Below are 20,751 nucleotides of genomic sequence, written 5' to 3'. Positions count from 1 at the left end.
CACAAAAGGTTATTAAAAAGTTAAAACATACTTCTTAAGGATTGATTTTTGATGAGTTTAAGAAGTAAAAGTTAGATAGCAATTACATGCAAAGATAATTTGAACAGTTATAGCAGCTTAATTTAGTGCTGATAGGTTTTGGTATAGGTACGGGTTATGCATTAGTTTTTTAATTTCTAAGTTAAACGTCAAAAAATTCACGATAGGAAAACTATGCAGCTAACTTCATACACACCTTCATTACTAACAGAGTCATTATTAGGCCAGAAAAATAAAAATGAGCTAAACAACGAGAGTGAAAAGGCTGCAAACCATCCACACCCGAAACAACAAGAAACTGATGTTGCTTCTGACTCAGAAACGCAAGCGAAATCAAAAACACAGCAAGAGTTAGTAGTTAAAATAAAGGAGCTACAAAATAAGATTGATAGTTTAACAAGTAACGAAGACCTAGCTCCAGAACAACGAGAAAGTCAGTTACTAGAATTAAATAAACAGCTTGATGAAGAAATTAATGCAGTTCAGCTTACAGTAAAAAGGAATGTTTCTACGATGATTAACTCTTTATTCGCACCTACGTCCAGTACTCACTTTGGCATGCTGTTTAATAATAAAGCATAAGTTTTAAAGTTAAGTAGTGGTCTCTTCAGATATGTTTTGTAAGAAAGCATTGTTTCAGCATCCAGCTACAAAATTTTATCGCTGTAACCGTAGGCAGAGTACTGGTAATTTGCAGTTGCTTGGCCGATTGGATATTTATACGTTCGCTAAATAACATACTTTATGAGTGAATGTATGAGAATACACATAAAAACAAATAGGAAGAACCATTTAGTGTGAATCGTTATAGGTGACCCGCGTTTGGCTGTTCTTATCATGGTTACTGGGTAATTATATTCAACAAGTGTTTTGAATAGTTCTGGATGCTCTATACTCCAGTCATTTAAAGGAATCGAGTTACCATAACGCGTTTTAAAAATAACAGAAAATAGGTAGGCGCGTCTAGGCTCTGGGTCGTTAATGTCGTAGCCGCTTTTAGAGCGTGTGAAATTCCATACGGCTTCAACATTAAGTAAATCCTCTCTTTCAAGTATCCGTGCTTTTCTGTCATCAAATAAAAGAGCTGGTAAGTAAATTTGTTCTTGGTTAATTTTAATTTCGCATAGTGGGGACTCTTGAATAAAGTAACGTTTATTGGCGATAAACATCTGAATTAAAAAGTAACTAAGATAGGTAATGATTGCAGCGCCAATAGCGACTGCACCGGATTGTGTTTGCCAAACGAGTAGACATGCAATAATCAATATAGCGGCAGTGATTATTTTTGCTTGTAATCTTTGTGCTTTAGGTAAGGGCACAGCACATCTTAAAATAGGTATCTCAGGCTGCACTTTTGTTTTTATTAAAGTCTGAAAAAAGATGGATTTAAAATTGTCGCGTGTTAATTCAATAGTAGGCGCTTCCATGTGTCCTCATTTAAAAATCAAGCATTTGAGATAAAATAGCAAAAACAGAGTTTTAATATCAACTAACGTGTTAACTATCGTTTGTTATTTATAAAGAGTTTATTATCTTAACACTGAACCCTTGAAAGTGAGTATGCCTTGTCATTCAAAGTTGTTCACTCAAGCTCAGCTATTCGTTAAATCCTTTACAAAACCTGATAACCTCTTTTCTCATAAGCTAAAACATATCTAAACGTTGAAAGTTTTTTGTGTACTCGTCATCAACTAACCACTCAAAATATAAGAAGAAATTTTCAGCTGTATGCCATTTAGGAAGTTCCAGTATGAAAGTTATACAAATTTTGACTAAAACACTATTGCGAACTATTACCGTTTAGATTAATATGCTGACCATCAAGAGAAATGAGAGTGGTTTGCATTCATGTATATCTGTTTATGTCATGGTGTGACTGATAAAAAAATTGAACAAACAATTGATGATGGCGCAATGACGATGCGCGATCTGTCAAAAGAGCTACAAGTTGGTAGCCAATGTGGTAAATGTTGCGGTTGTTGTAAAAAGATTCTTAACCGTAAACTCATTGAAATTGCAGACATCACAGAGCAAGTAGCGTAATTATTTGCTCTTAAACGTGTTTATTTAACAATTTTTCTTACCTTTCTTCCTTATCTTTATCACTTCCGTACGCGTTTTATTTGCTTTTGACCCCCTCATTTATTAGGGTTATATCAAAGCAATGTGTGTATCACACAGTCACTGGTAGGAAGCCATGATAATTGACTCTCCCAAATATCTTTTTTGTGCAATTTTTTTTATGGTAGTGGCAGGCTGTGCGCAATTACCTTCTAGGGAGTCTATCCAACCAAGTTATGCTATTGCAGCTGATACACCCAGTACAATAGGAGATGCAGTGGGGAATGTTCATCCTGGTTTATCAGGATTTTATCCTTTAGTAGATGGAGTTGATGCCTTCGTTGCAAGGTTGGCGCTCATTGATTCTGCAGAGCACACCATTGATGTGCAGTATTATTTATATCACAGGCAGCAAACAACAATTTTATTCACCGCTTTTTTACTCAAAGCGGCTGATCGCGGAGTAAGAGTAAGATTACTACTTGATGACCTATCTCAAGCCGATAGTGAAATTGATTTAGCAGCGTTGGCTGTTCATCCCAATATTGAAGTGAGATTATTTAACCCGTTTCCTAATCGCCGCTTTAGAGCATTAGGTTTTGTGAGTAATTACAGCCTGCTTTCAAGACGAATGCATAACAAAAGCTTTATTGTTGATAATAAAGTTTTTATCACTGGCGGCAGAAATATTGGTAATGCATATTTTTCCGCGGAAGATCACTCAGAGTTTATTGATTTAGACGTAATGAGCGCAGGTGACATTGTACCCAAAGCATCAAAAGCGTTTGATTTATATTGGAATCATCAATTATCGTACCCCGTTGAAGATTTGCATGGCAGTCGTGATGAACAATCTCTCGTTAATATCACAGAAAGCTTACGAACCTATGTTTTGCAAAACCAAGACAGCAACTATGTAGAGCAACTTCGTGAAAGTGAGTTTGTGAAGCGTTTACAAAACGATGAGATCCAGTTTGATTGGCAAGAGTCGACTTTATTCTTCGACCATCCTGATAAGCTGCTCAATGATGTGAGTGAAAAATCAGCTAATATGTCGCCATCTTTATTCAAAGAGATGGGTCAACCAGAGCATAAAGCAATTATAGTCTCACCATATTTTATCCCTAAAGAACAGGGCGTTGAGTTGCTTACCAGTTGGGTAAAAAAAGGGGTTGATGTTACCGTACTGACTAACTCATTAGCAGCGACTGATGTTTCTGCTGTACATGCGGGTTACAAGAAGTATCGTGCAGATTTAATTCGTGGTGGCGTTAAACTTTGGGAATTAAAACCTAGCGACTTAGTTGCTATTAAACGCAAAGCAGGGCGCAAGGTGACAGGCTCATCACAGGCAAGCCTTCATGCAAAAACGATGACGGTCGATGATAAGAAAATTTTCGTTGGTACCATGAATCTCGATCCGCGCTCTTTTGACCTAAATACTGAAATGGGCGTATTAATTAATAGTGAAAAACTCAGTCATTTTTTAGCGCATTGGGTTGATAAAAAAATGCCAGACTACGCTTGGAAAGTAGAATTGAAGAATCCAAATGATGACCAGCTAATTTGGCTTGATACAGTAAACAACAAGCAGTTTGAAAAAGAACCACAAACTTCATCATGGCGGCGTTTTCAAGTTTGGTTTATATCGCTGTTCCCGATTGAGGATGAACTCTAGCTATAACTGCAAACCTAACCTTCGGCCCAACTTTTTTTAGTTGGGCTTTTTTGTATTCGTACTTTAGTTGTTAATACTTTCGGGATAAAAAACACTAATTGAGCGTACACGTGTAAGTTCAATGTATTCAAGTGGTTAGCATCATTAAGAAAATTAAATATAAAAAAATGTTAAAAAAACTGGTTGGACCAATTGATCTATTGTTCAATTTATGACGTAATGTAGGTATTACTATCTGGTCGGATGAGTTTATTATGAGCTTACGTACAAAATTAAAAAAAGTATTACCTAGTATTTCAATTACAGAACAAGAAGCGTTAGATGCAGGTGATGTTTGGTTAGAAGGTTCAATCTACCAAGGTAAACCTGATTTCGATGCACTTCGTGATGTGCCAGCTGCTAAGTTGAGCGCTGAAGAGCAAGCATTCTTAGATGGCCCAGTTAAAGAATTATTATCAATGATTGATGATTCTGAAATTCAAAATGGAGTTCATCTTCCTGACTACATCCTTGATTTCTTGAAAAAAGAGCGCTTTTTCTCGCTTATCATTCCTAAATCATTCGGCGGTTTAGAATTCAGCCCTTATGCAAACTCAACAATTGTTGCGACTATCGCGACTAAGAGTTCTGCGGTTGCGGTAACCGTGATGGTTCCTAACTCATTAGGCCCAGGTGAGCTATTACTTCACTTTGGTACTAAAGAGCAACAAGATCACTACTTACCGCGTCTTGCAAATGGTCGTGATATTCCATGTTTCGCATTAACTAGCCCAGAAGCGGGTTCTGATGCGGGTGGCATTCCAGATATTGGTGTTGTTAAACGTGGCCAGTTCAATGGCGAGGAAGTGTTAGGGTTAGAAATTACATGGGACAAACGCTACATCACACTCGCGCCAATTGCGACAGTATTAGGTTTAGCATTTAAAGTAGTTGACCCTGATGGTTTACTCGGTGGTAAAGAAAACCTAGGTATTACTTGTGCGCTTATCCCTAAAGAGCACCCAGGTGTTGAACTTGGTAATCGTCATGATCCTATGGGTATCCGTTTTTATAACGGTACGACACGCGGTGAAAAAGTATTTGTACCAATGGACTTCATCATTGGTGGTCAAAAGAACATCGGTCGTGGCTGGCAAATGCTGGTTAGCTGTTTAGGTGCAGGCCGTGGTATTTCGTTACCAGCGCTAGGTGTTAGTTCATCACAGGTAGCATTTAAAGGTGCTTCTGAGTATGCAGCAGTACGTGAGCAATTTGGCCTGGCGATTGGTCAATTCGAAGGTATCCAAGAAAAGCTTGCTGATATCGCAGGTAAAACGTATCTTCAAGAAGCAATGCGTGTATTAACAACAGAAGGTTTAGGCATGGGCTTAAAACCATCTGTAGTCACGGCGATTGCTAAATACCACATGACAGAAATTGGTCGTAACGTGCTTGATTCAGCAATGGATATTCAAGCAGGTAAAGCAATTCAAAATGGTCCGCAAAACACATTAGCAAGTGGTTATGTTGCACAACCAATCGCAATCACGGTTGAAGGTGCAAACATTCTTACTCGTAACCTAATGATTTTTGGTCAAGGTGTAATGCGTTGTCACCCATATCTACAAACTATGGTTGAGTCTATCCACAGCGAAGACAAAAATGCAGATAAAGAATTCAACAGCATTTTACGTAAAACAGTGGGCTACAGCGTAGCTAACAGTTTACGTGCTTTCCGTTTAGGTGTATTGCCGTTTACTGCGGGAGCTAAATCGTCATTACCCGAAGTACGTGAATACGAAAAAGCAGCACATAAACTATCTGCAAAACTTGCAGTTTACGCTGACTTCTCGTTATTAGTACTTGGCGGCAAGCTTAAACAAGCAGAAATGTTATCTGCACGTTTAGGTGACGTAATGAGTTTCTTATACGCAGCGATGGCGTCGATTAAATACTACGAGCAAAAAGTAGCAAGCAGTGAACGTGAGCAAGCTGCACCTTACTTTCATTATGCGACTCGATTTGCACTACAAAGCGCTGAAGAAGCATTGCATAAGTTCTTAGATAACTTCCCTGCAAGTGGTACTCGTAAATTTATGCGTTTCATAACGATGAACTACTCAATGAAAATGCCTAAGATCAGTGATGATTTAATCCGTGAACTTGCGACTCAAGCGCAAATGGATACGGCATTTAAAGCGCAAATCACTCACTTGGTTAAACCAATTGAAGGTGATGGTCATCACATCAATGAGCAAGCGTACAAAGCGAAAATGGCATGCCTTGATTTACTTGCAAAAGTTAAAAAAGCACTGCGTGCTAAAACGATCAAGTCGGGCGTTCGTTTTGCAGAAACACTTGATAATGCACTTGTGGCAAGTGTTATTAACGAAGAAGAGTATGCAAAACTGATTGACTACAACAAGAAACGTGAAAAAGCGATTCGTGTTGATGAGTTCGACTTTGATATGAATTTACTTGATGAGAATGCAAAGCCAGTTAACCCACTTAAAAGTGTGGTAAACGAGTAATTCAACAATGCAAGTCCTGAGCAGTATTAGGACTTTATCTTCGAAAACCCGTGCTTAGCACGGGTTTTTTATTGTCTAAACTTCCCTTATAAATGTACGCAATCTAGGTGAGTTACAAAGAGAATAGAAGCACTACAATCCTTACATAAAAAGCGCTTTAAAGTACGTGCATTATCACAGACTATACTGGTTGCGTGACCACTCAACGCAACTATGACCCATTTGGTAAACCATGTTTAGCCAGTGGTGGCTTAATGCCGGTTGGAAACGCAAAGCTAAACGACCTAGCAGATGCAAAAACACGACGTGGCTTTACTGACCACGAGCATTTGGACGATATTGAGCTTATTCATATGAACGGTCGGGTGTACGATTACAACCTTGGTCGGTTTATGAGTGTTGATCCCGTTATCCAAAGCCCAACGAATAGTCAAAGCATTAACCCTTATTCTTACATAATGAATAATCCGTTGTCTGGAATAGATCCAACTGGCTACTGTTCAACTGATGATACAATGAAAGGTTGTGCAGATGGTTTAGAAAATGGTGAAACTCAAGCCATTACAAATGCTGATGGTGACACCGTTGGTTATGTTGGAAAAGATAACCAAGGCAACATTCATATGACCAACAATGGCTCAAGTAAAGGGCAAGCAGCTGTTTCCGGCAGCGTAGAGTCAGTAGATATAGGGAGCCCGTCAACGATTCAAGAGGTTCCAATAAACGAGTCGAGTAGTTCTTCTGCATTAAGTGAACAAAAAAGCTCTAAACTAACTGATTCAAATTTAGGAAGTGATAATATAGGTGGCGTATCGAATGAAGATTTTGGAAGTGTAAATGCTTCATATAGTGATTTTAAAGAGGATGAAGATGGAAATACAATTCAGGCAACTATTACTAGCGACTCTGTTTGTCAGAAAGAGGCTATCGACCAAGGGCGAATAACCTCAACTGACATTTCACGTAGTATCATGAGATTAAGAATGAGGGAGTATCAGGGGTATGCAGCAGGTTACTCCTCAATTTGGGCTGCAGGCTCTGCGAGACATATAATTTATAATATATCTTCATTTACATTTAAGCAGTTTAGAAAGTTCAACGAACTTCCAACAAAACAGAAAGAAGCTTGTATAAGTATGTTTCTGGGGTTGTGCGCCCAGGAAGTGCTGCGGATGAACTTTTGAAACCAAAAGTTCCTTACTCAACACCGAAGCCTGGGCCTAGCAAATATGAACCTGCTGGAAGTGTAGTTTTGGACCCCAAAAGGTTTATATACGAAAACATGGTAACAAGGTAACTATCATAAAATGCCAATATTCTCATTTTCTCAAAAATGGAAAAATATTCTTATTTTAACTTTATTTTTCCTAGTAGGGATCTTTCTTATAGAACCAATGCAAACGGGGTGCTTTTTGTTAATTGCTATTTTACTTTCTAGGTTTATAGCAAAAGAGTATAAATCAACAGATACATATCTTGATGAACAATCGCTCTGCGAGTTCAGTAAAGTGTATTACTATGCTTATTATCGAATGGTTCTGTCAGGGCTTTATGTAATTATAATGTTTAGAAATGGTGAGCTACTAACATTGGATATTACTTTTTTTCTTATTTGGTTTGTTGGTTCGTCCTTTTTATGGTTCACAGCTTTTTTCATTCCTTCAGACGGGGTGATTGAAAGTAAATTCAATATATTTGCTTTCATGTTCATCTTAGTTGTTGGTATAAGTAATCTATCTATTATAGCTTGGTTGTTAACCATGAATGATGGCTTTGCTTGGTTTAGCCCCTTAATTGTAGAAAGCTCTAAAACTTTTTTAGAAAATTTTACCTAAATAGAAATGGCTCTGAATATGACAATTACAATCAAGCGCGCAGCCACTCCCAGTAAAACTGCGCACTTGTTACCAGCGGTCAGTGCAAAATTTGTCAGTGCCACCAATTAGTGGCGCTGGCTCAAATAGCTTGATGCTTGCATGTGATTTACCATAGCAGCACTTTAACGTGACAAAATACATCAACACGGTCTACGCTTAATTTTGTTCTAAAACTTTGAGGTTGCCATGATGAATCATTTTGCGCTTTTGGCTAAATCACTTTGGTTGGCTGCCCAATACCACGCTCAACAACAGCGTAAATCAGATGGCTCACCCTACATTAATCATTTAATCGAAGTTGTCGATATGCTTGTTAATATCGCTCATGTTCAAGATGAAAATGAGTTGTGCGCTGCCGCTCTTCATGACAGCCTAGAAGACACAGAAATTACCAAGGAACAAATTGCAAATGAATTTGGTATTTGTATGCTCAAAATGCAAAGCGCTAACAAATTAAAAGTCCTGTCATCATCAGCGTGTCCGGCTAGCACACCCGAACAGCTTGCTACCAATCCCTCTTAAGTACAGTGTGTTTAACGTACTGATAATCTGGAGTTATCCCTATAATTAATAAGCTTTAAAATTTATTACTAACTAAGTTCGTTTTTGGTTTCATTTTGTCTCATACGCCTAAAATACAATTGAAATGATAATTATTTTTAATTAACATTTTGGTCTTTTATAGGTACAAGGAAGGGAAATGAAAATTAAAAAATTGGCTTTACTAATATCAGCTGTATTCGTTACAACACAAGCTGTGTCGCAAACACAAAAGCAACCAAGCAAAAAAGCACTTTCTGATATTGAAGTGATAGAGGTTTTAGGGCGAAGCTCGCAAACAACATTCTCTGATTACAGTTATTCTGTTACCCGCACTGCTGCTGATATTCTTGAGATCCCGCAATCAGTAAGCGCAGTAACCAAGGAGGTGATACAAGATCAAGCAATGATGCGTTTAAACGATGTTACTCCTTTTATTAGCGGCGCGAATGAATACTCTGTTTATGATGACATTACAATTCGGGGGTTTCGCAGCCAAGACGATCGCCGCGTCAATGGTATGCGTACTCATAATAACTTTTGGAATCAAACCTTAATTGCTCATGTTGAACGTGTCGAAGTTATTAAAGGGCCAGCTTCTGCTGTATTTGGTGATGCAAGCCCAGGTGGCACGGTTAATACAGTAACTAAAAAACCGCTTGGTGAAAGCCGCCATAGCATTAGTGCCCGCTTTGGTAGTTATTCTGATAAATATGTCGCATTAGACACAACAGGCAAGATAGCTAGCAATGATCGTTGGCTTTATCGATTTAATGCTGGCTACGAAGATTCAGAAACGTTCAGAGATAATATTTTTAATGAGAGTTTATTACTCTCACCCAGTTTTACATATTTACTAAGCGACGATACTAAAATTAATGTTGAGGTGGTTTACTCTGACAGCAAGGGGTTACTCGACCGCGGTCAACCCAATTTACGTAACGCGACCGATTTATCTCAGGTGCCTATATCTTTATCGTCAAATCAGCCAGGGGATAAGCTAGATACAACCTCGTTATCATCAAGTGTGACATTAGATCATCATTTTAATGATTACTGGTCATTGGGTTTTAAATACATGCATTTAGATAGTGAGCAAAAGCTGGTTGAGCATCGTGCAGCGACATATGTTGATGGATCAGACTCCGTATTTAATGTTTGGTATACAGACCGTGATATTGATGCCGATTCAGATAATGTGACTGCTTACATAACAGGTAAAGTTTATACCGGTGATGTTGAGCACAATATTGTCATCGGTGGCGATTACATTGATAACCATAAACTCAATACGCAACGAATGAGTCGCTCAGCAGGTACATTTGATATTTTAAACTCAACCTATGAGCAACCCGACATAGCAAGTTACAATTTAGGCGACCGTTTTGAATTTGGTGGTGGATTAAAGAGTAACGGCCTTTACATTCAAGATCATATTAAATTCGATGACTGGTCAATTTTAGCCAGTGTACGTCGTGAAGATTATAAGTTAACAGATCTAAATGGCAATGAAAGTTCAGACAATGATTTTTTACCTCGCTTAGGTGTTGTTTATAATCTTACTCAAGACTCAAGTGTCTATGCCAGTTGGGTAACTGGCTTTGAACCCCCATCCACATTTTTAAATACCGAAGAGCAAGGTGGGCCATTTGGACCAATCGATAGTTACCTCTACGAAATTGGTTATAAGGCAAAGTTATTTGACGAAAAGGTGTTGCTAACAACGTCCATCTACCAAATAACAAAGCAGAATGTGTTAGTGCAAGATTTTGCCCGTTCACAGCAATTAGGTTACCGAGTTTTTCGTCAAAGGGGTGAGGAACAAGCCACAGGTTTTGAAATCGATATTAACGGACAGCTCTCTGATAATTGGTTAGTGATTGCTAATTACGCCTATAATAGGGCTGAAATAACTGAAGACACGAATACGCTTTTAATTGGTAAACAAAAAGAAAATGCACCAAAAAATTCAGCCACACTATGGAGTAAATATAGCTTAAACGATACATGGCAGTTAGCGGTGGGGGCAAGTTATGTTGATAAGCGTAATACAACCGACGAAGCTGTTTTGCCATCGTATACACTGTTGCAAGCAGGTGTATATTTCAAGAAACCAAGTTGGAATGCTGCATTGCTTGTTGATAATGCACTCGATAAACAGCACTGGAGTGGTGGTTATGGTTACGGGCAGTTATTTGTGGGTGATCCACGTACCGTCAGTTTGACCGTAAACTACACGTGGTAGCACATAACGAATAGGCCTTAATAGGCCTATTTTTTTATTAGTTTGCCTGACATAATCTGGCTGTGTATTTTTATATTGTTTGTTGATGTCAGAATTTTATTCCTTATTAAAAAATAACTATCAAGATATTGAAGTTATTAATGTGATTAGCACTCTATGGAGCGGCTGTGGCGAAATTGTTCGTTGCCGGTTAGACGGTGAAACGCGGGTCATTAAATTGATTTCTATGCCTGATTTCATTGAACACTCGCGAATTAAGCAAAGTCAATTTGCGCTAGCCAGAAAGCAGCAATCTTATTTAGTTGAATACAATTGGTATAAGCAATACAGCTCATCTTTACCAGACCAAGCTGCCGCCATTCCTTGTTTTAATCAGATACAGAAGCAAAATCAATTTGCTTTAATTTTTGATGATTTTACAGCGCTTGGCTATCAACAAGCTCAAGCACACACTCAACATATTCATGCAATACTTAAATGGTTAGCGCATTTTCATGCTTTTCATTTATCAACGTCGGGCGAGGAGTTATGGCCTAGAGGCAGTTATTGGCATTTAGCCACGCGTCCTGATGAATACGCGCGAATGCCCGACTCGTCCCTTAAAGCCGCAGCTGAACATATTGATTGCGCACTTTATCAATGCAAATATCAAACACTAATACATGGGGATGCAAAGCGTGCTAATTTTGCTATTAACTCACAGACTAATCATGTACTTGGTTATGACTTTCAATATGTTGGAAAAGGGGTTGGCGTTATCGATGTAATGTACTTTTTGGGAAGTTGTTTAAATGAGAGCGCGCTAAAATTAAATGCACAAACCTACCTAAATCGATATTTCGCAGAGTTAAATACAGCACTTAAACAGTATCAGGGCACTATAAACGCAGACGATTTGATCAGTAGCTGGCGTGAACTGTGGTGTTATGCATGGGCTGATTTTTATCGGTTTTTAGCAGGTTGGAGCCCTCAGCATGTAAAGATAAATGGTTATATGCAAAACCAATTCAATGAATACCTCAATAAAAATAAGGAATGCGATGAATAAGCCTATTCGTTTTGCCATTATTGGCTGTGGAGCGGTAACTGAGGTAAAAAGTGGCCCTGCTTATCAGCAAGTAAAGGGTATTGAACTTATTGGCGTTACGCGCAGAGATTTAAACAAAGCGCATGATTATGCTACACGCCATACTGTACCCAAAGTATTCGCAACTAACAGCGAGCTAATAAACGATGAAATGGTTGATGCTGTTTATATAGCAACGCCACCCGATAGTCATAAAGACTTGGCGCTTGAAGTTGCCAAAGCAGGCAAACCTTGCTGCATCGAAAAGCCACTCGCTCCTAGTTACGAAGAGAGCTATGCAATTGTTGAGGCGTTTAAAGGCGCTAAACAACCATTATTTGTCGCTTACTATCGACGCTCTTTACCACGGTTTAATAAGGTTAAAGAACTTATTCAAAATGATAAAATTGGCCAAGTACGCCATGTAAGTTGGCACTTAAGTAAAGTGCCAAGCGAACTTGATTTGTCCGGTGAATATAATTGGCGCACTGATAAATGCATTGCTCGTGGTGGCTACTTTGATGACTTAGCGAGTCATGGCTTAGATTTATTCGCTTACTTATTGGGCGAGTTTACTCGGGTTCATGGTTTTAGTTCAAATCAACAAGGATTGTACTCAGCATTTGATGCTGTTACAGCTCATTGGCAGCACAGTTCTGGTGTGACAGGTGTTGGCAGTTGGAATTTTGCCTCTGCTAAGCGTTTCGATGACGTGGTTATTTATGGCAGCAAAGGTGAAATACACTTCAGTGTATTTGATGAAAAACCAATTGAGCTCAATAACCTGGCTGGTAAGTGTAAATTTCCCATCGAAAACCCCGTTCATATTCAACAGTTTCATGTTGAAAATATAGCCAGGTTTTTTGACCAAGGGGCACCACACCCATCGACAGGAGAGTCAGCACTTCATACAAGTTGGGTAATGGAACAAATTCTAGCTAATTAATGCACGTAAGCATTATTAAATGCCTCAATAATGACTTTTTGTTCAGGAGCTGGAAACAGCTCCGATAGCCGTTTGCTAATAAGAGTTTTGACTCTTTCACTTTGAAGCGCACGGTCAAATAACGCAATAGCTTGCCTTCCTTGCGGCGAAGGTGAACATGCTATATAACCAAAAACAGCTGCTTGGTCAGGCTCAATGGTTAAATAACGTATTTTATCCGTCCTAGCAGCGCGTTGATATCGGTTTATAAACACGTCTCTATATTCAATAATGGCATCTATTTTGTTTTGAAAGAGCATCTGCCCCAAGCGACTCGCATTGGTTGCGCCTTCAAGTTTAAAAAAGTGTTTTTCATTATTTTTAATAAAGGTATCAATATCCGCGGAATACGAGCGTCCACTTGTTACGCCAATCGTGAGGTCGTAGTCATTGATTGCTTTTTCCAGTGACAGTGAGTCAGGTAATGTAGGCATATTAAATACAATGAGCCTATTTGCAGGAAATGCCATAATTGGGTAGCGAGTAAATAGGGCATTAGCCTCTCGTTCAGGCGTTTTTAACTTGTTATACAAGCAAACATCAGGGAGCATGCTGAGTTGTTTCCACTCTCGCAATCTGCTTGCGGGAACAAACTGGATGTTTATTTCATTCTGTATTTCTTTTATGGCTTCGAGTAAGAAAATAGTTGCTTCATTTCTCGGCTTTCCATTTGCTTGCGGAATAAAGTCATCCATCACTTTTATTTCTAAAGGCTCAGAATTAGCTGTTGAACTTAAAAAAGCGAGGTTAAATAGTATTAAAAAAACGAGCGAATATGTTTTCATGCTACGTTGATACCCAAAAATTAAATAAACCATGATGTTGTACCACACCAGTTTGTTGCAAAAAAATTAATATTTTGGCCTTTTGATTAATATTAGACCTATTAACGAAATTAATGCAATAACAATGCATTTTTTGCGGTAGTGCGGCCTATTATACGCTAAAATAGGCGTAATTTATTTCATTTAGGTTCTACTTATGTCTATCCATGTAATTACTCATCCGTTAGTTCAACACAAACTTGGCCTTATGCGCGCAGAAGGTATTAGTACAAAAAGTTTCCGTGAGCTAGCGTCTGAAGTAGGTACTTTGCTTACTTACGAAGCAACTAAAAACCTACCATTAGAAAGCGTGCAAATCACAGGATGGGATGGTTCAACATTAGATGTAGAGCACATTAAAGGTAAAAAAATTACTGTTGTGCCAATTTTACGTGCCGGCCTTGGCATGATGGATGGCGTGATGCAATTATTACCCGCTGCAAAAGTGAGTGTTGTGGGTCTTCAGCGTAACGAAGAAACACTCGAGCCAGTGCCTTATTTTGAAAAGCTGGTTGGCAAAATTGATGAGCGTTTAAGCCTTGTTATAGATCCAATGCTGGCAACGGGTGGCTCGATGATCGCCACTATCGATATGCTGAAAAAAGCAGGCTGTAAAGATATTAAAGTGATTGTATTAGTGGCAGCACCAGAAGGTGTAGAAAAAACCCTTGCAGCGCACCCAGATGTTGAAATTTTCACAGCTTCTCTAGACAGTCACTTAAACGAAAAAGGATATATCATTCCAGGCTTAGGAGATGCCGGTGACAAGATTTTTGGCACAGTGTAAGGCGCTCACGTGGAAAATCATCAACCATTTTCGTTAAAAACCATTCTAACCGGCGCGCAAATGCTGTTTGTCGCATTTGGCGCACTGGTACTTGTGCCGTTACTGACAGGGCTTGATCCCAATGTGGCTTTATTTACCGCAGGTTTAGGAACTTTATTGTTTCATGTGGTTACCAAAGGTCAAGTTCCTATCTTTTTAGCATCGTCTTTTGCTTTCATCGCACCTATTATCGCCTCGGTACAAATGTGGGGAATTCCCGCAACAATGGGCGGTTTAATGGTGGCGGGCTTTTGCTATTTTGCGCTTAGCTTAATTGTAAAATTTAAAGGCGTGAATGCACTGCATAAAGTGTTACCGCCTGTGGTTGTTGGCCCTGTCATTATGGTGATTGGTTTAGCATTAGCGCCCGTCGCTGTGAATATGGCAATGGGTAAAGCAGGGGATGGCAGTGCACAATTAATCCCTTATGAGCAAGCTATTTGGGTGTCTGGTTTATCATTACTGGTTACGCTGATTTTTGCGGTATGGGGCAAAGGTGTATTTAAACTTATTCCTATTCTTGCAGGTGTGGTTGCAGGTTACCTTGCTTCGTTATTGTTAGGTATTGTTGAATTTAATGCAGTCACTGAAGCAAACTGGTTTGCGGTACCGGCCTTTACTTACCCTGAGTTTAAATGGCAAGCTATTTTGTTTATGGTGCCTGTGACCATTGCGCCAGCTATTGAACATATTGGCGACATGATGGCTATTAGCCAAGTAACAGGTAAAGACTATTTAAAGAAACCGGGTTTACACCGAACCTTATTAGGTGATGGCTTAGCAACCTCTGCGGCATCAGTTTTTGGTGGTCCACCTAATACAACGTACTCTGAAGTAACGGGGGCGGTAATGCTTACGCGTAACTTCAACCCTCGCGTGATGCTTTGGACTGCAATCATCGCTATTGTGCTCGCGTTTGTGGCAAAAATGGGCGCGGGTTTACAAACGATTCCGGTGCCTGTGATGGGTGGCATCATGATATTACTATTCGGTTCAATTGCTGTGGTTGGTTTAAATACCTTAGTAAAATCGGGTGAGGACCTTACCGCGCCTCGCAATCTGACTATCATCGCACTGATTTTAGTGTTTGGTATTGGTGGCATGCATATCGGCGGTGATGAGTTTAGCTTACAAGGTGTGAGCCTATGCGCAATTTTGGGGATTATCTTAAATGCCGTCCTCCCCAAAGCAGTGCAAGAATCATAGTTGATATTAATTAGCATTGAATATTTGCACCATAAAAGCGCATTAAACATGCGCTTTTTTTGTAACTAATTAAAAAATAAGGAATTAAAAAACTGGTCTACTAACTGCATTTATCTCTATGTCATACTGGTAGGAGCGATTATGCAAGAGGCAAATGTTGTGGATATTACCCCGTTTTTAGCGAAGCATCAGTTACCGCTGAAGTATCAATATTTAAGTGAGCAGTTTTTTATACCCCTCGCGCACGATATCTTAAGCGCAAAAATAACCGGCCAACCTATGTTGGTGGCTATCAACGGCTGCCAGGGCTCAGGAAAAACAACCCTCGCTGATTTTTTAGTGACCTGGGTTAACAGCAATACCGAATTTAATAGTGTGTCATTATCAATCGATGACTTTTATTTAAGCCGCGATGCACGCACTGAGCTTGCTAAAGACGTTCACCCTCTGTTTGCAAGTCGGGGTGTACCAGGCACCCATGATACGCAATTAATGGAGCAAACCTTATCAGCCTTGTTGGCAGGCAAGGTGGATGTGCCATTACCTCAATTTGATAAGCTAACTGATGATCCAGTGCCAAAAGACCAGTGGCCTCGTAATCAAAAGCCGATTGATATCGTGTTTTTTGAAGGCTGGTGTGTAGCCAGTACACCCCAGCAGCCTTATCAACTACAAACTCCAATTAATGAATTAGAACAACAAGAAGATGCCGATGGCATTTGGCGTCGTTGTGTTAATAGTTGCTTAGCAAACGAGTATCAACATGTATTCGCTATGGCTGATTACACCATTATGTTAAAAGCCCCTTCATTTGAAGATGTGTATGCGTGGCGTTTGGAGCAAGAGCAAAAGTTAATTGCTAAAAAAGGTCAAGGACAGGGCACGTTTGACGAAGTGAGCTTAAAGCGTTTTATCTCTCATTTTGAACGCATTACGCGTGAAAACTTAGCCACGCTTGCGCACAGCGTGGATGCGTTATTATTGCTCGATACTGAGCGTGATATTACCAAGATGGAACTATTGGCTGACCAAATTGCACAACCACTGATTTTTACTGATTTAGACGGAACATTACTTGATCACGATAGTTACGAGTGTGAGGTGATCAAACCTTTTTTGGCAAAGTTGAATGACAGTGGTGTTAATGTCATTTTTAACACCAGTAAAACTTTTGCTGAAGTGACTGATATTCAAAAAGGGTTAAATCACCATCAACCTTTTATTGTTGAAAATGGCGCGGCCGTTTATATCCCAAAAGACTATTTTAAAACAAAGCCAATTGGCTGTGATGACTATAAAGGTTATTGGCGTTTTGCCATGACGCAAAGTACCGATAAATTGCATGACGACCTTAAACAATATGCCAGTCAATTTAGTCATTGTGTACGCTTATTTAGTCAATTTAGTACACATGAAATAGCCGAGTTAACAGGACTCCGCGTCGATAAAAGTGAGCTGGCTCTAAAACGCCAATATTCAGATCCGGTTTGTTTCTCGGGCAGTGATGAAGAAAAGCAAGGTTTGATAGATACTATGAGCCAAGCAGGCTACGAAGTGCTTGTTGGCGGACGTTTTATCCATTTAACCAAAGGTAACAATAAAGGTCTTGCACAAAAATGGCTGTTAAATCAGTTTAAAAAAGCCTATCGCAATCCATTTACTGTGATAGCCCTCGGCGACAGTCAAAACGATGTAGCCATGTTAAAAGCGGCCGACACCGCTATTTTAATCAATAATCCTGGCAGCCAAGTGCAATCACAAATATTACAAAAAGCCTGGCAGCTCAGCGAAAAACCAGCCCCAGCAGGTTGGGTTCAAGAAGTTTCTGCGTTAACTATCATCAAAGCGCGTTTTGCAGCAAAACAGGAGCAATCTCATGGCTGATTTTTATCAAAATGGCATTATCACGACCTTACACAATATTGCTGACCGCCCAGTAGAAGAGCTAGAAAAAGAGTTGTTGGACTTTTCAAAACAACGTCCAATGGGCCTGATTTTACCGTCGCTTTACAGTGAGTTAGAAGGGCCTGCTTTGCAAAATATTATCGCTGAGCTCAAACATGTGCCTTATTTATCGCAAATTACCATTGGCCTAGATCGCGCCGACGAAAGCCAATATCGCCATGCACTACAGTTTTTTGCTGAGCTTGATCAGCATCATAAGGTACTTTGGAATGATGGTCCGCGTTTACAAGCGCTCGATAAAGAACTCCAAAAACTCGGTGTTGCGCCACGAGAGCTAGGTAAAGGCCGTAATGTTTGGTATTGCATGGGTTATAAACTGGCAACCTCAAAAGTAGAATCTATTGCGCTGCATGACTGTGATATTTTGACTTACGACAGAGCGCTTTTAGCACGCTTAATTTACCCCGTTGCTCATCCTCGTTTTAACTATGAATTTTGTAAGGGCTTTTACCCGCGTACCGCTGAGGGCAAAATTAATGGCCGCGTGTCACGTTTGCTGGTAACGCCGTTATTGCGCTCATTTAAAACAATTTTAGGCAGTAATGATTATTTAGAATACATGGACTCGTTTCGTTATCCTTTAGCGGGGGAGTTTTCGTTTCGCCGTGATGTACTCAACGATATTCGTATTCCAAGTGATTGGGGCTTAGAAATTGGCGTGCTATCAGAGATGTATCGCAACTACTCGCATAACCGTTTATGTCAGGTCGATATTGCAGATAATTACGATCATAAACACCAAGATTTATCGTTACAGAATCAAGCAACCGGTTTGTCGAAAATGTCGATTGATATAACCAAAGCCTTATTTAGAAAGCTGGCTACACAAGGGGTTACCTTTACAACAGAAACAATTCGTTCATTAAAAGCAACCTATTACCGTATTGCACTCGATTTTATCGAAACCTATCACAACGATGCGCTCATGAATGGCTTAACGCTTGATATTCACCATGAAGAAAAGGCCGTTGAAATGTTTGCACAGAATATTATGAATGCAGGTCAGCACTTTTTAGAGAACCCAATGGAAGCACCGTTTGTACCAAGTTGGAACCGTGTTGCCTCTGCCATGCCTGATGTGTTTGCTCGCTTAGAAGAAGCTGTAGAGCTTGATAATAAAGATTATATTTAACGGGGAAGGCACGTGACTTTAGAGCTTTTACAACAACGGGTTATACAGCATTTAACCTGTATTTATGCTGAGGTTGAACTACCAACAACCCTTGAACAACTTGCAGACAGGCTGATCAACACCATGCAAGGTGATGATCCTGTCCGAGACCCGACGCCCCATAAAAACCGTTGGGATGAGCAAGATATGATTTTAATTGCCTACGGTGATTCAATTATTCGTCATGCTAATACGGATGACGCAGTTGCTAAGCCTGAAGAGCCGCCTTTGCATACCTTGCATCGCTTTGTTAAAAACCAATGTTTGCCTGAACTTAATGCACTACATATCTTGCCATTTTATCCGTACAGCTCAGATGAAGGCTTTGCGGTGATGAACTATGTTCAAGTAAATGAAGCGCTTGGCAATTGGCAACATATTCGTGACATTTCAGCGGATGTCAGGTTGATGGCTGATTTGGTGATCAATCACTGTTCTAGCCGCAGTGTCTGGTTTGAAAACTTTATTCAAGGCAAAGAGCCTGGGAAAGGGTACTTTAAAACAGCGAGCCCAAGTGATGATCTTATTCAAGTTGTTCGCCCGCGCACATCGCCTCTTTTACAAGCGGTTGAAACTAAAGACGGTTTGCAACATGTGTGGTGTACCTTTAGTCATGACCAAGTCGATTTTGATTTTGCCAACCCAGATGTGCTCAATGAATTTGTGAGCATTATTCGTCATTACTTAGACAATGGTGTGCGTATTTTTCGCCTTGATGCCGTGGCATTTTTATGGAAAAAGCTCAATACCCGCTGCATTAACCTACCCGAAACTCACGAGGTGATCAGGTTGCTGCGCACCCTTATAGAGCATGTTGAACCTAACGTGATTATTATCACAGAAACCAACATACCTAACCGAGAAAACCTGTCGTACTTTGGTAATGCCAACGAAGCGCACTGTATTTATAATTTTTCATTGCCACCGCTGTTATTACATACTTTACTCAGTGGTGACAGCACCGCTCTAAAACATTGGATGATGAGTATGCCGCCAGCTCAGCACGGAACGGCTTATTTCAACTTTATTGCCTCTCACGATGGTATTGGCTTACGTCCTGTTGAAGGCTTGCTCGATCAAGTACAAATAGCTGAAATGGTCAGCACGACCGCTAAATATGGTGGTAAAGTGTCATTACGAACTGCACCAGATGGCACCAATACCCCTTATGAATTAAACATTGCTTTATTTGATGCATTGCAAGGTACGCATCAAGGACCAGACAAATGGGGCGTTGAACGTTTTTTATGTGCGCATGCCATAATGTTTGCGCTTGAAGGAATTCCAGGTTTATACATTCATAGTTTGCTTGGCACTACCAACGATTACGAGCGCTTTGAAAATAGCCAGCATAATCGAGCGATTAACCGCCATCGCTGGCAAGAGTCAGATCTATTGGCAAAACTTAGCAATGAAAATGCCCATCATCGTACTGTGTTTAAAGCAATGAAAAACCTGATGGCTATTCGTAAGGCGCAAAGCGCATTTCATCCTAATGCAACGCAATACACCTTGCACATTAGTGATGGGCTATTTGGCTTTTGGCGACAAAGTATTAATCGTTCACAGAGCATGTTTTGTATTTATAACATTAGTGATGAATCAAAGACCCTTACATTAGCTGATCTAAATCTGATTGAAACTGAAAGCTGGAAAGATTTGATTTCAGGGCGAGTTATAGAAGAAAACAGGCAAAATATAGTGCTGTCACCTTATCAAGCTATTTGGCTAAGTAATAAGTAGTGTTTATAAGCTGTA

At 39.8% G+C, this 20,751-nt stretch carries 17 protein-coding genes; 15 read left to right on the top strand and 2 right to left on the bottom strand.

Annotation, left to right across the window (positions count from 1 at the left end):
• Positions 1 to 213 precede the first annotated feature (213 nt).
• Entirely contained in the window at positions 214 to 621 is a 408-nt protein-coding gene (locus NYF15_RS04125) for a hypothetical protein (RefSeq protein WP_371352869.1), read from the top strand.
• Positions 622 to 767: 146 nt separating this feature from the next.
• Here NYF15_RS04125 and NYF15_RS04120 read toward each other — a convergent pair whose 3' ends face one another.
• Entirely contained in the window at positions 768 to 1,466 is a 699-nt protein-coding gene (locus tag NYF15_RS04120) for a hypothetical protein (protein WP_237119059.1), read from the bottom strand.
• A 421-nt stretch (positions 1,467 to 1,887) separates the two neighbouring features.
• On the opposite strand from NYF15_RS04120, the gene NYF15_RS04115 reads away from it, so the two are divergent.
• The 9 genes from NYF15_RS04115 (at position 1,888) to NYF15_RS04075 (ending at position 12,962) form a co-directional block, all read left to right on the top strand.
• Complete coding sequence (locus NYF15_RS04115) at positions 1,888 to 2,082, top strand: (2Fe-2S)-binding protein (protein WP_054554573.1); 195 nt, start codon at positions 1,888 to 1,890, stop codon at positions 2,080 to 2,082.
• A 154-nt stretch (positions 2,083 to 2,236) separates the two neighbouring features.
• Positions 2,237 to 3,778 (top strand): phospholipase D family protein, encoded by a 1,542-nt coding sequence (locus NYF15_RS04110; protein ID WP_341804653.1) that lies wholly within the window; start codon positions 2,237 to 2,239, stop codon positions 3,776 to 3,778.
• Between the two features lie 254 nt (positions 3,779 to 4,032).
• Complete coding sequence (locus tag NYF15_RS04105; RefSeq protein WP_371352868.1) at positions 4,033 to 6,288, top strand: acyl-CoA dehydrogenase; 2,256 nt, start codon at positions 4,033 to 4,035, stop codon at positions 6,286 to 6,288.
• A 254-nt stretch (positions 6,289 to 6,542) separates the two neighbouring features.
• Positions 6,543 to 7,472 carry an RHS repeat domain-containing protein gene (locus NYF15_RS04100; RefSeq protein ID WP_371352867.1) on the top strand — a complete coding sequence of 310 codons (930 nt, stop codon included), beginning with the start codon at positions 6,543 to 6,545 and terminating at the stop codon, positions 7,470 to 7,472.
• Positions 7,473 to 7,595: 123 nt separating this feature from the next.
• The gene (locus NYF15_RS04095; RefSeq protein WP_341804656.1) at positions 7,596 to 8,123 is read left to right on the top strand and encodes a hypothetical protein; all 528 of its coding nucleotides are present in this window, start codon (positions 7,596 to 7,598) and stop codon (positions 8,121 to 8,123) included.
• A 228-nt stretch (positions 8,124 to 8,351) separates the two neighbouring features.
• Positions 8,352 to 8,687 carry an HD domain-containing protein gene (locus NYF15_RS04090; protein WP_371352866.1) on the top strand — a complete coding sequence of 112 codons (336 nt, stop codon included), beginning with the start codon at positions 8,352 to 8,354 and terminating at the stop codon, positions 8,685 to 8,687.
• 178 nt (positions 8,688 to 8,865) lie between these two features.
• Positions 8,866 to 10,950 (top strand): TonB-dependent siderophore receptor, encoded by a 2,085-nt coding sequence (locus tag NYF15_RS04085; protein ID WP_371352865.1) that lies wholly within the window; start codon positions 8,866 to 8,868, stop codon positions 10,948 to 10,950.
• Between the two features lie 85 nt (positions 10,951 to 11,035).
• Positions 11,036 to 11,998, top strand: coding sequence for a phosphotransferase (locus NYF15_RS04080; RefSeq protein WP_371352864.1), 963 nt, complete (start codon positions 11,036 to 11,038; stop codon positions 11,996 to 11,998).
• The gene (locus tag NYF15_RS04075) at positions 11,991 to 12,962 is read left to right on the top strand and encodes a Gfo/Idh/MocA family protein (RefSeq protein WP_371352863.1); all 972 of its coding nucleotides are present in this window, start codon (positions 11,991 to 11,993) and stop codon (positions 12,960 to 12,962) included. The genes NYF15_RS04080 and NYF15_RS04075 overlap by 8 nt, the downstream gene beginning before the upstream one ends.
• Here the strand turns inward: NYF15_RS04075 and NYF15_RS04070 are convergent.
• Positions 12,959 to 13,786: an ABC transporter substrate-binding protein gene (locus NYF15_RS04070; RefSeq protein WP_371352862.1), complete on the bottom strand. Its 828-nt coding sequence runs from the start codon at positions 13,784 to 13,786 to the stop codon at positions 12,959 to 12,961. The two genes, NYF15_RS04075 and NYF15_RS04070, sit on opposite strands and share 4 nt — an antisense overlap.
• Positions 13,787 to 13,982: 196 nt before the next feature.
• Here NYF15_RS04070 and upp point away from each other — a divergent pair, with 196 nt between their 5' ends.
• The 5 genes from upp to NYF15_RS04045 all read left to right on the top strand — a co-directional run bounded on the left by upp (position 13,983) and on the right by NYF15_RS04045 (position 20,736).
• Entirely contained in the window at positions 13,983 to 14,612 is a 630-nt protein-coding gene (gene upp / locus NYF15_RS04065) for a uracil phosphoribosyltransferase (RefSeq protein ID WP_054554568.1), read from the top strand.
• A 9-nt stretch (positions 14,613 to 14,621) separates the two neighbouring features.
• The gene (locus NYF15_RS04060) at positions 14,622 to 15,857 is read left to right on the top strand and encodes a uracil-xanthine permease family protein (protein WP_371352861.1); all 1,236 of its coding nucleotides are present in this window, start codon (positions 14,622 to 14,624) and stop codon (positions 15,855 to 15,857) included.
• 141 nt (positions 15,858 to 15,998) lie between these two features.
• Entirely contained in the window at positions 15,999 to 17,741 is a 1,743-nt protein-coding gene (locus tag NYF15_RS04055; RefSeq protein WP_371352860.1) for an HAD-IIB family hydrolase, read from the top strand.
• Positions 17,734 to 18,954, top strand: a complete 1,221-nt coding sequence (locus NYF15_RS04050; protein ID WP_371352859.1) for a glycosyl transferase — start codon at positions 17,734 to 17,736, stop codon at positions 18,952 to 18,954. Before NYF15_RS04055 ends, NYF15_RS04050 begins: the two co-directional genes overlap by 8 nt.
• A 12-nt stretch (positions 18,955 to 18,966) precedes the next feature.
• Positions 18,967 to 20,736: a sugar phosphorylase gene (locus NYF15_RS04045; protein ID WP_371352858.1), complete on the top strand. Its 1,770-nt coding sequence runs from the start codon at positions 18,967 to 18,969 to the stop codon at positions 20,734 to 20,736.
• The last annotated feature ends 15 nt before the right edge of the window (positions 20,737 to 20,751 follow it).

Origin of the sequence: Pseudoalteromonas sp. 68 DY56-GL68, assembly GCF_041414825.1 — a bacterium.
In the GTDB taxonomy this organism is placed as follows: Bacteria; Pseudomonadota; Gammaproteobacteria; order Enterobacterales; family Alteromonadaceae; genus Pseudoalteromonas.
This window is presented reverse-complemented; position numbering and strand designations above follow the sequence as displayed.

What these genes read in the sequence shown, in the direction of transcription:
- NYF15_RS04055 (WP_371352860.1), top strand. Translation starts at nt 15,999, where the DNA reads ATGCAAGAGGCAAATGTTGTGGATATTACCCCGTTTTTAGCGAAGCAT.
- NYF15_RS04075 (WP_371352863.1), top strand. Translation starts at nt 11,991, where the DNA reads ATGAATAAGCCTATTCGTTTTGCCATTATTGGCTGTGGAGCGGTAACT.
- NYF15_RS04120 (WP_237119059.1), bottom strand. Translation starts at nt 1,466, where the DNA reads ATGGAAGCGCCTACTATTGAATTAACACGCGACAATTTTAAATCCATC.
- NYF15_RS04050 (WP_371352859.1), top strand. Translation starts at nt 17,734, where the DNA reads ATGGCTGATTTTTATCAAAATGGCATTATCACGACCTTACACAATATT.
- NYF15_RS04090 (WP_371352866.1), top strand. Translation starts at nt 8,352, where the DNA reads ATGATGAATCATTTTGCGCTTTTGGCTAAATCACTTTGGTTGGCTGCC.
- NYF15_RS04105 (WP_371352868.1), top strand. Translation starts at nt 4,033, where the DNA reads ATGAGCTTACGTACAAAATTAAAAAAAGTATTACCTAGTATTTCAATT.
- NYF15_RS04080 (WP_371352864.1), top strand. Translation starts at nt 11,036, where the DNA reads ATGTCAGAATTTTATTCCTTATTAAAAAATAACTATCAAGATATTGAA.
- NYF15_RS04100 (WP_371352867.1), top strand. Translation starts at nt 6,543, where the DNA reads ATGCCGGTTGGAAACGCAAAGCTAAACGACCTAGCAGATGCAAAAACA.
- upp (WP_054554568.1), top strand. Translation starts at nt 13,983, where the DNA reads ATGTCTATCCATGTAATTACTCATCCGTTAGTTCAACACAAACTTGGC.
- NYF15_RS04115 (WP_054554573.1), top strand. Translation starts at nt 1,888, where the DNA reads ATGTATATCTGTTTATGTCATGGTGTGACTGATAAAAAAATTGAACAA.
- NYF15_RS04085 (WP_371352865.1), top strand. Translation starts at nt 8,866, where the DNA reads ATGAAAATTAAAAAATTGGCTTTACTAATATCAGCTGTATTCGTTACA.
- NYF15_RS04070 (WP_371352862.1), bottom strand. Translation starts at nt 13,786, where the DNA reads ATGAAAACATATTCGCTCGTTTTTTTAATACTATTTAACCTCGCTTTT.
- NYF15_RS04110 (WP_341804653.1), top strand. Translation starts at nt 2,237, where the DNA reads ATGATAATTGACTCTCCCAAATATCTTTTTTGTGCAATTTTTTTTATG.
- NYF15_RS04095 (WP_341804656.1), top strand. Translation starts at nt 7,596, where the DNA reads ATGCCAATATTCTCATTTTCTCAAAAATGGAAAAATATTCTTATTTTA.
- NYF15_RS04125 (WP_371352869.1), top strand. Translation starts at nt 214, where the DNA reads ATGCAGCTAACTTCATACACACCTTCATTACTAACAGAGTCATTATTA.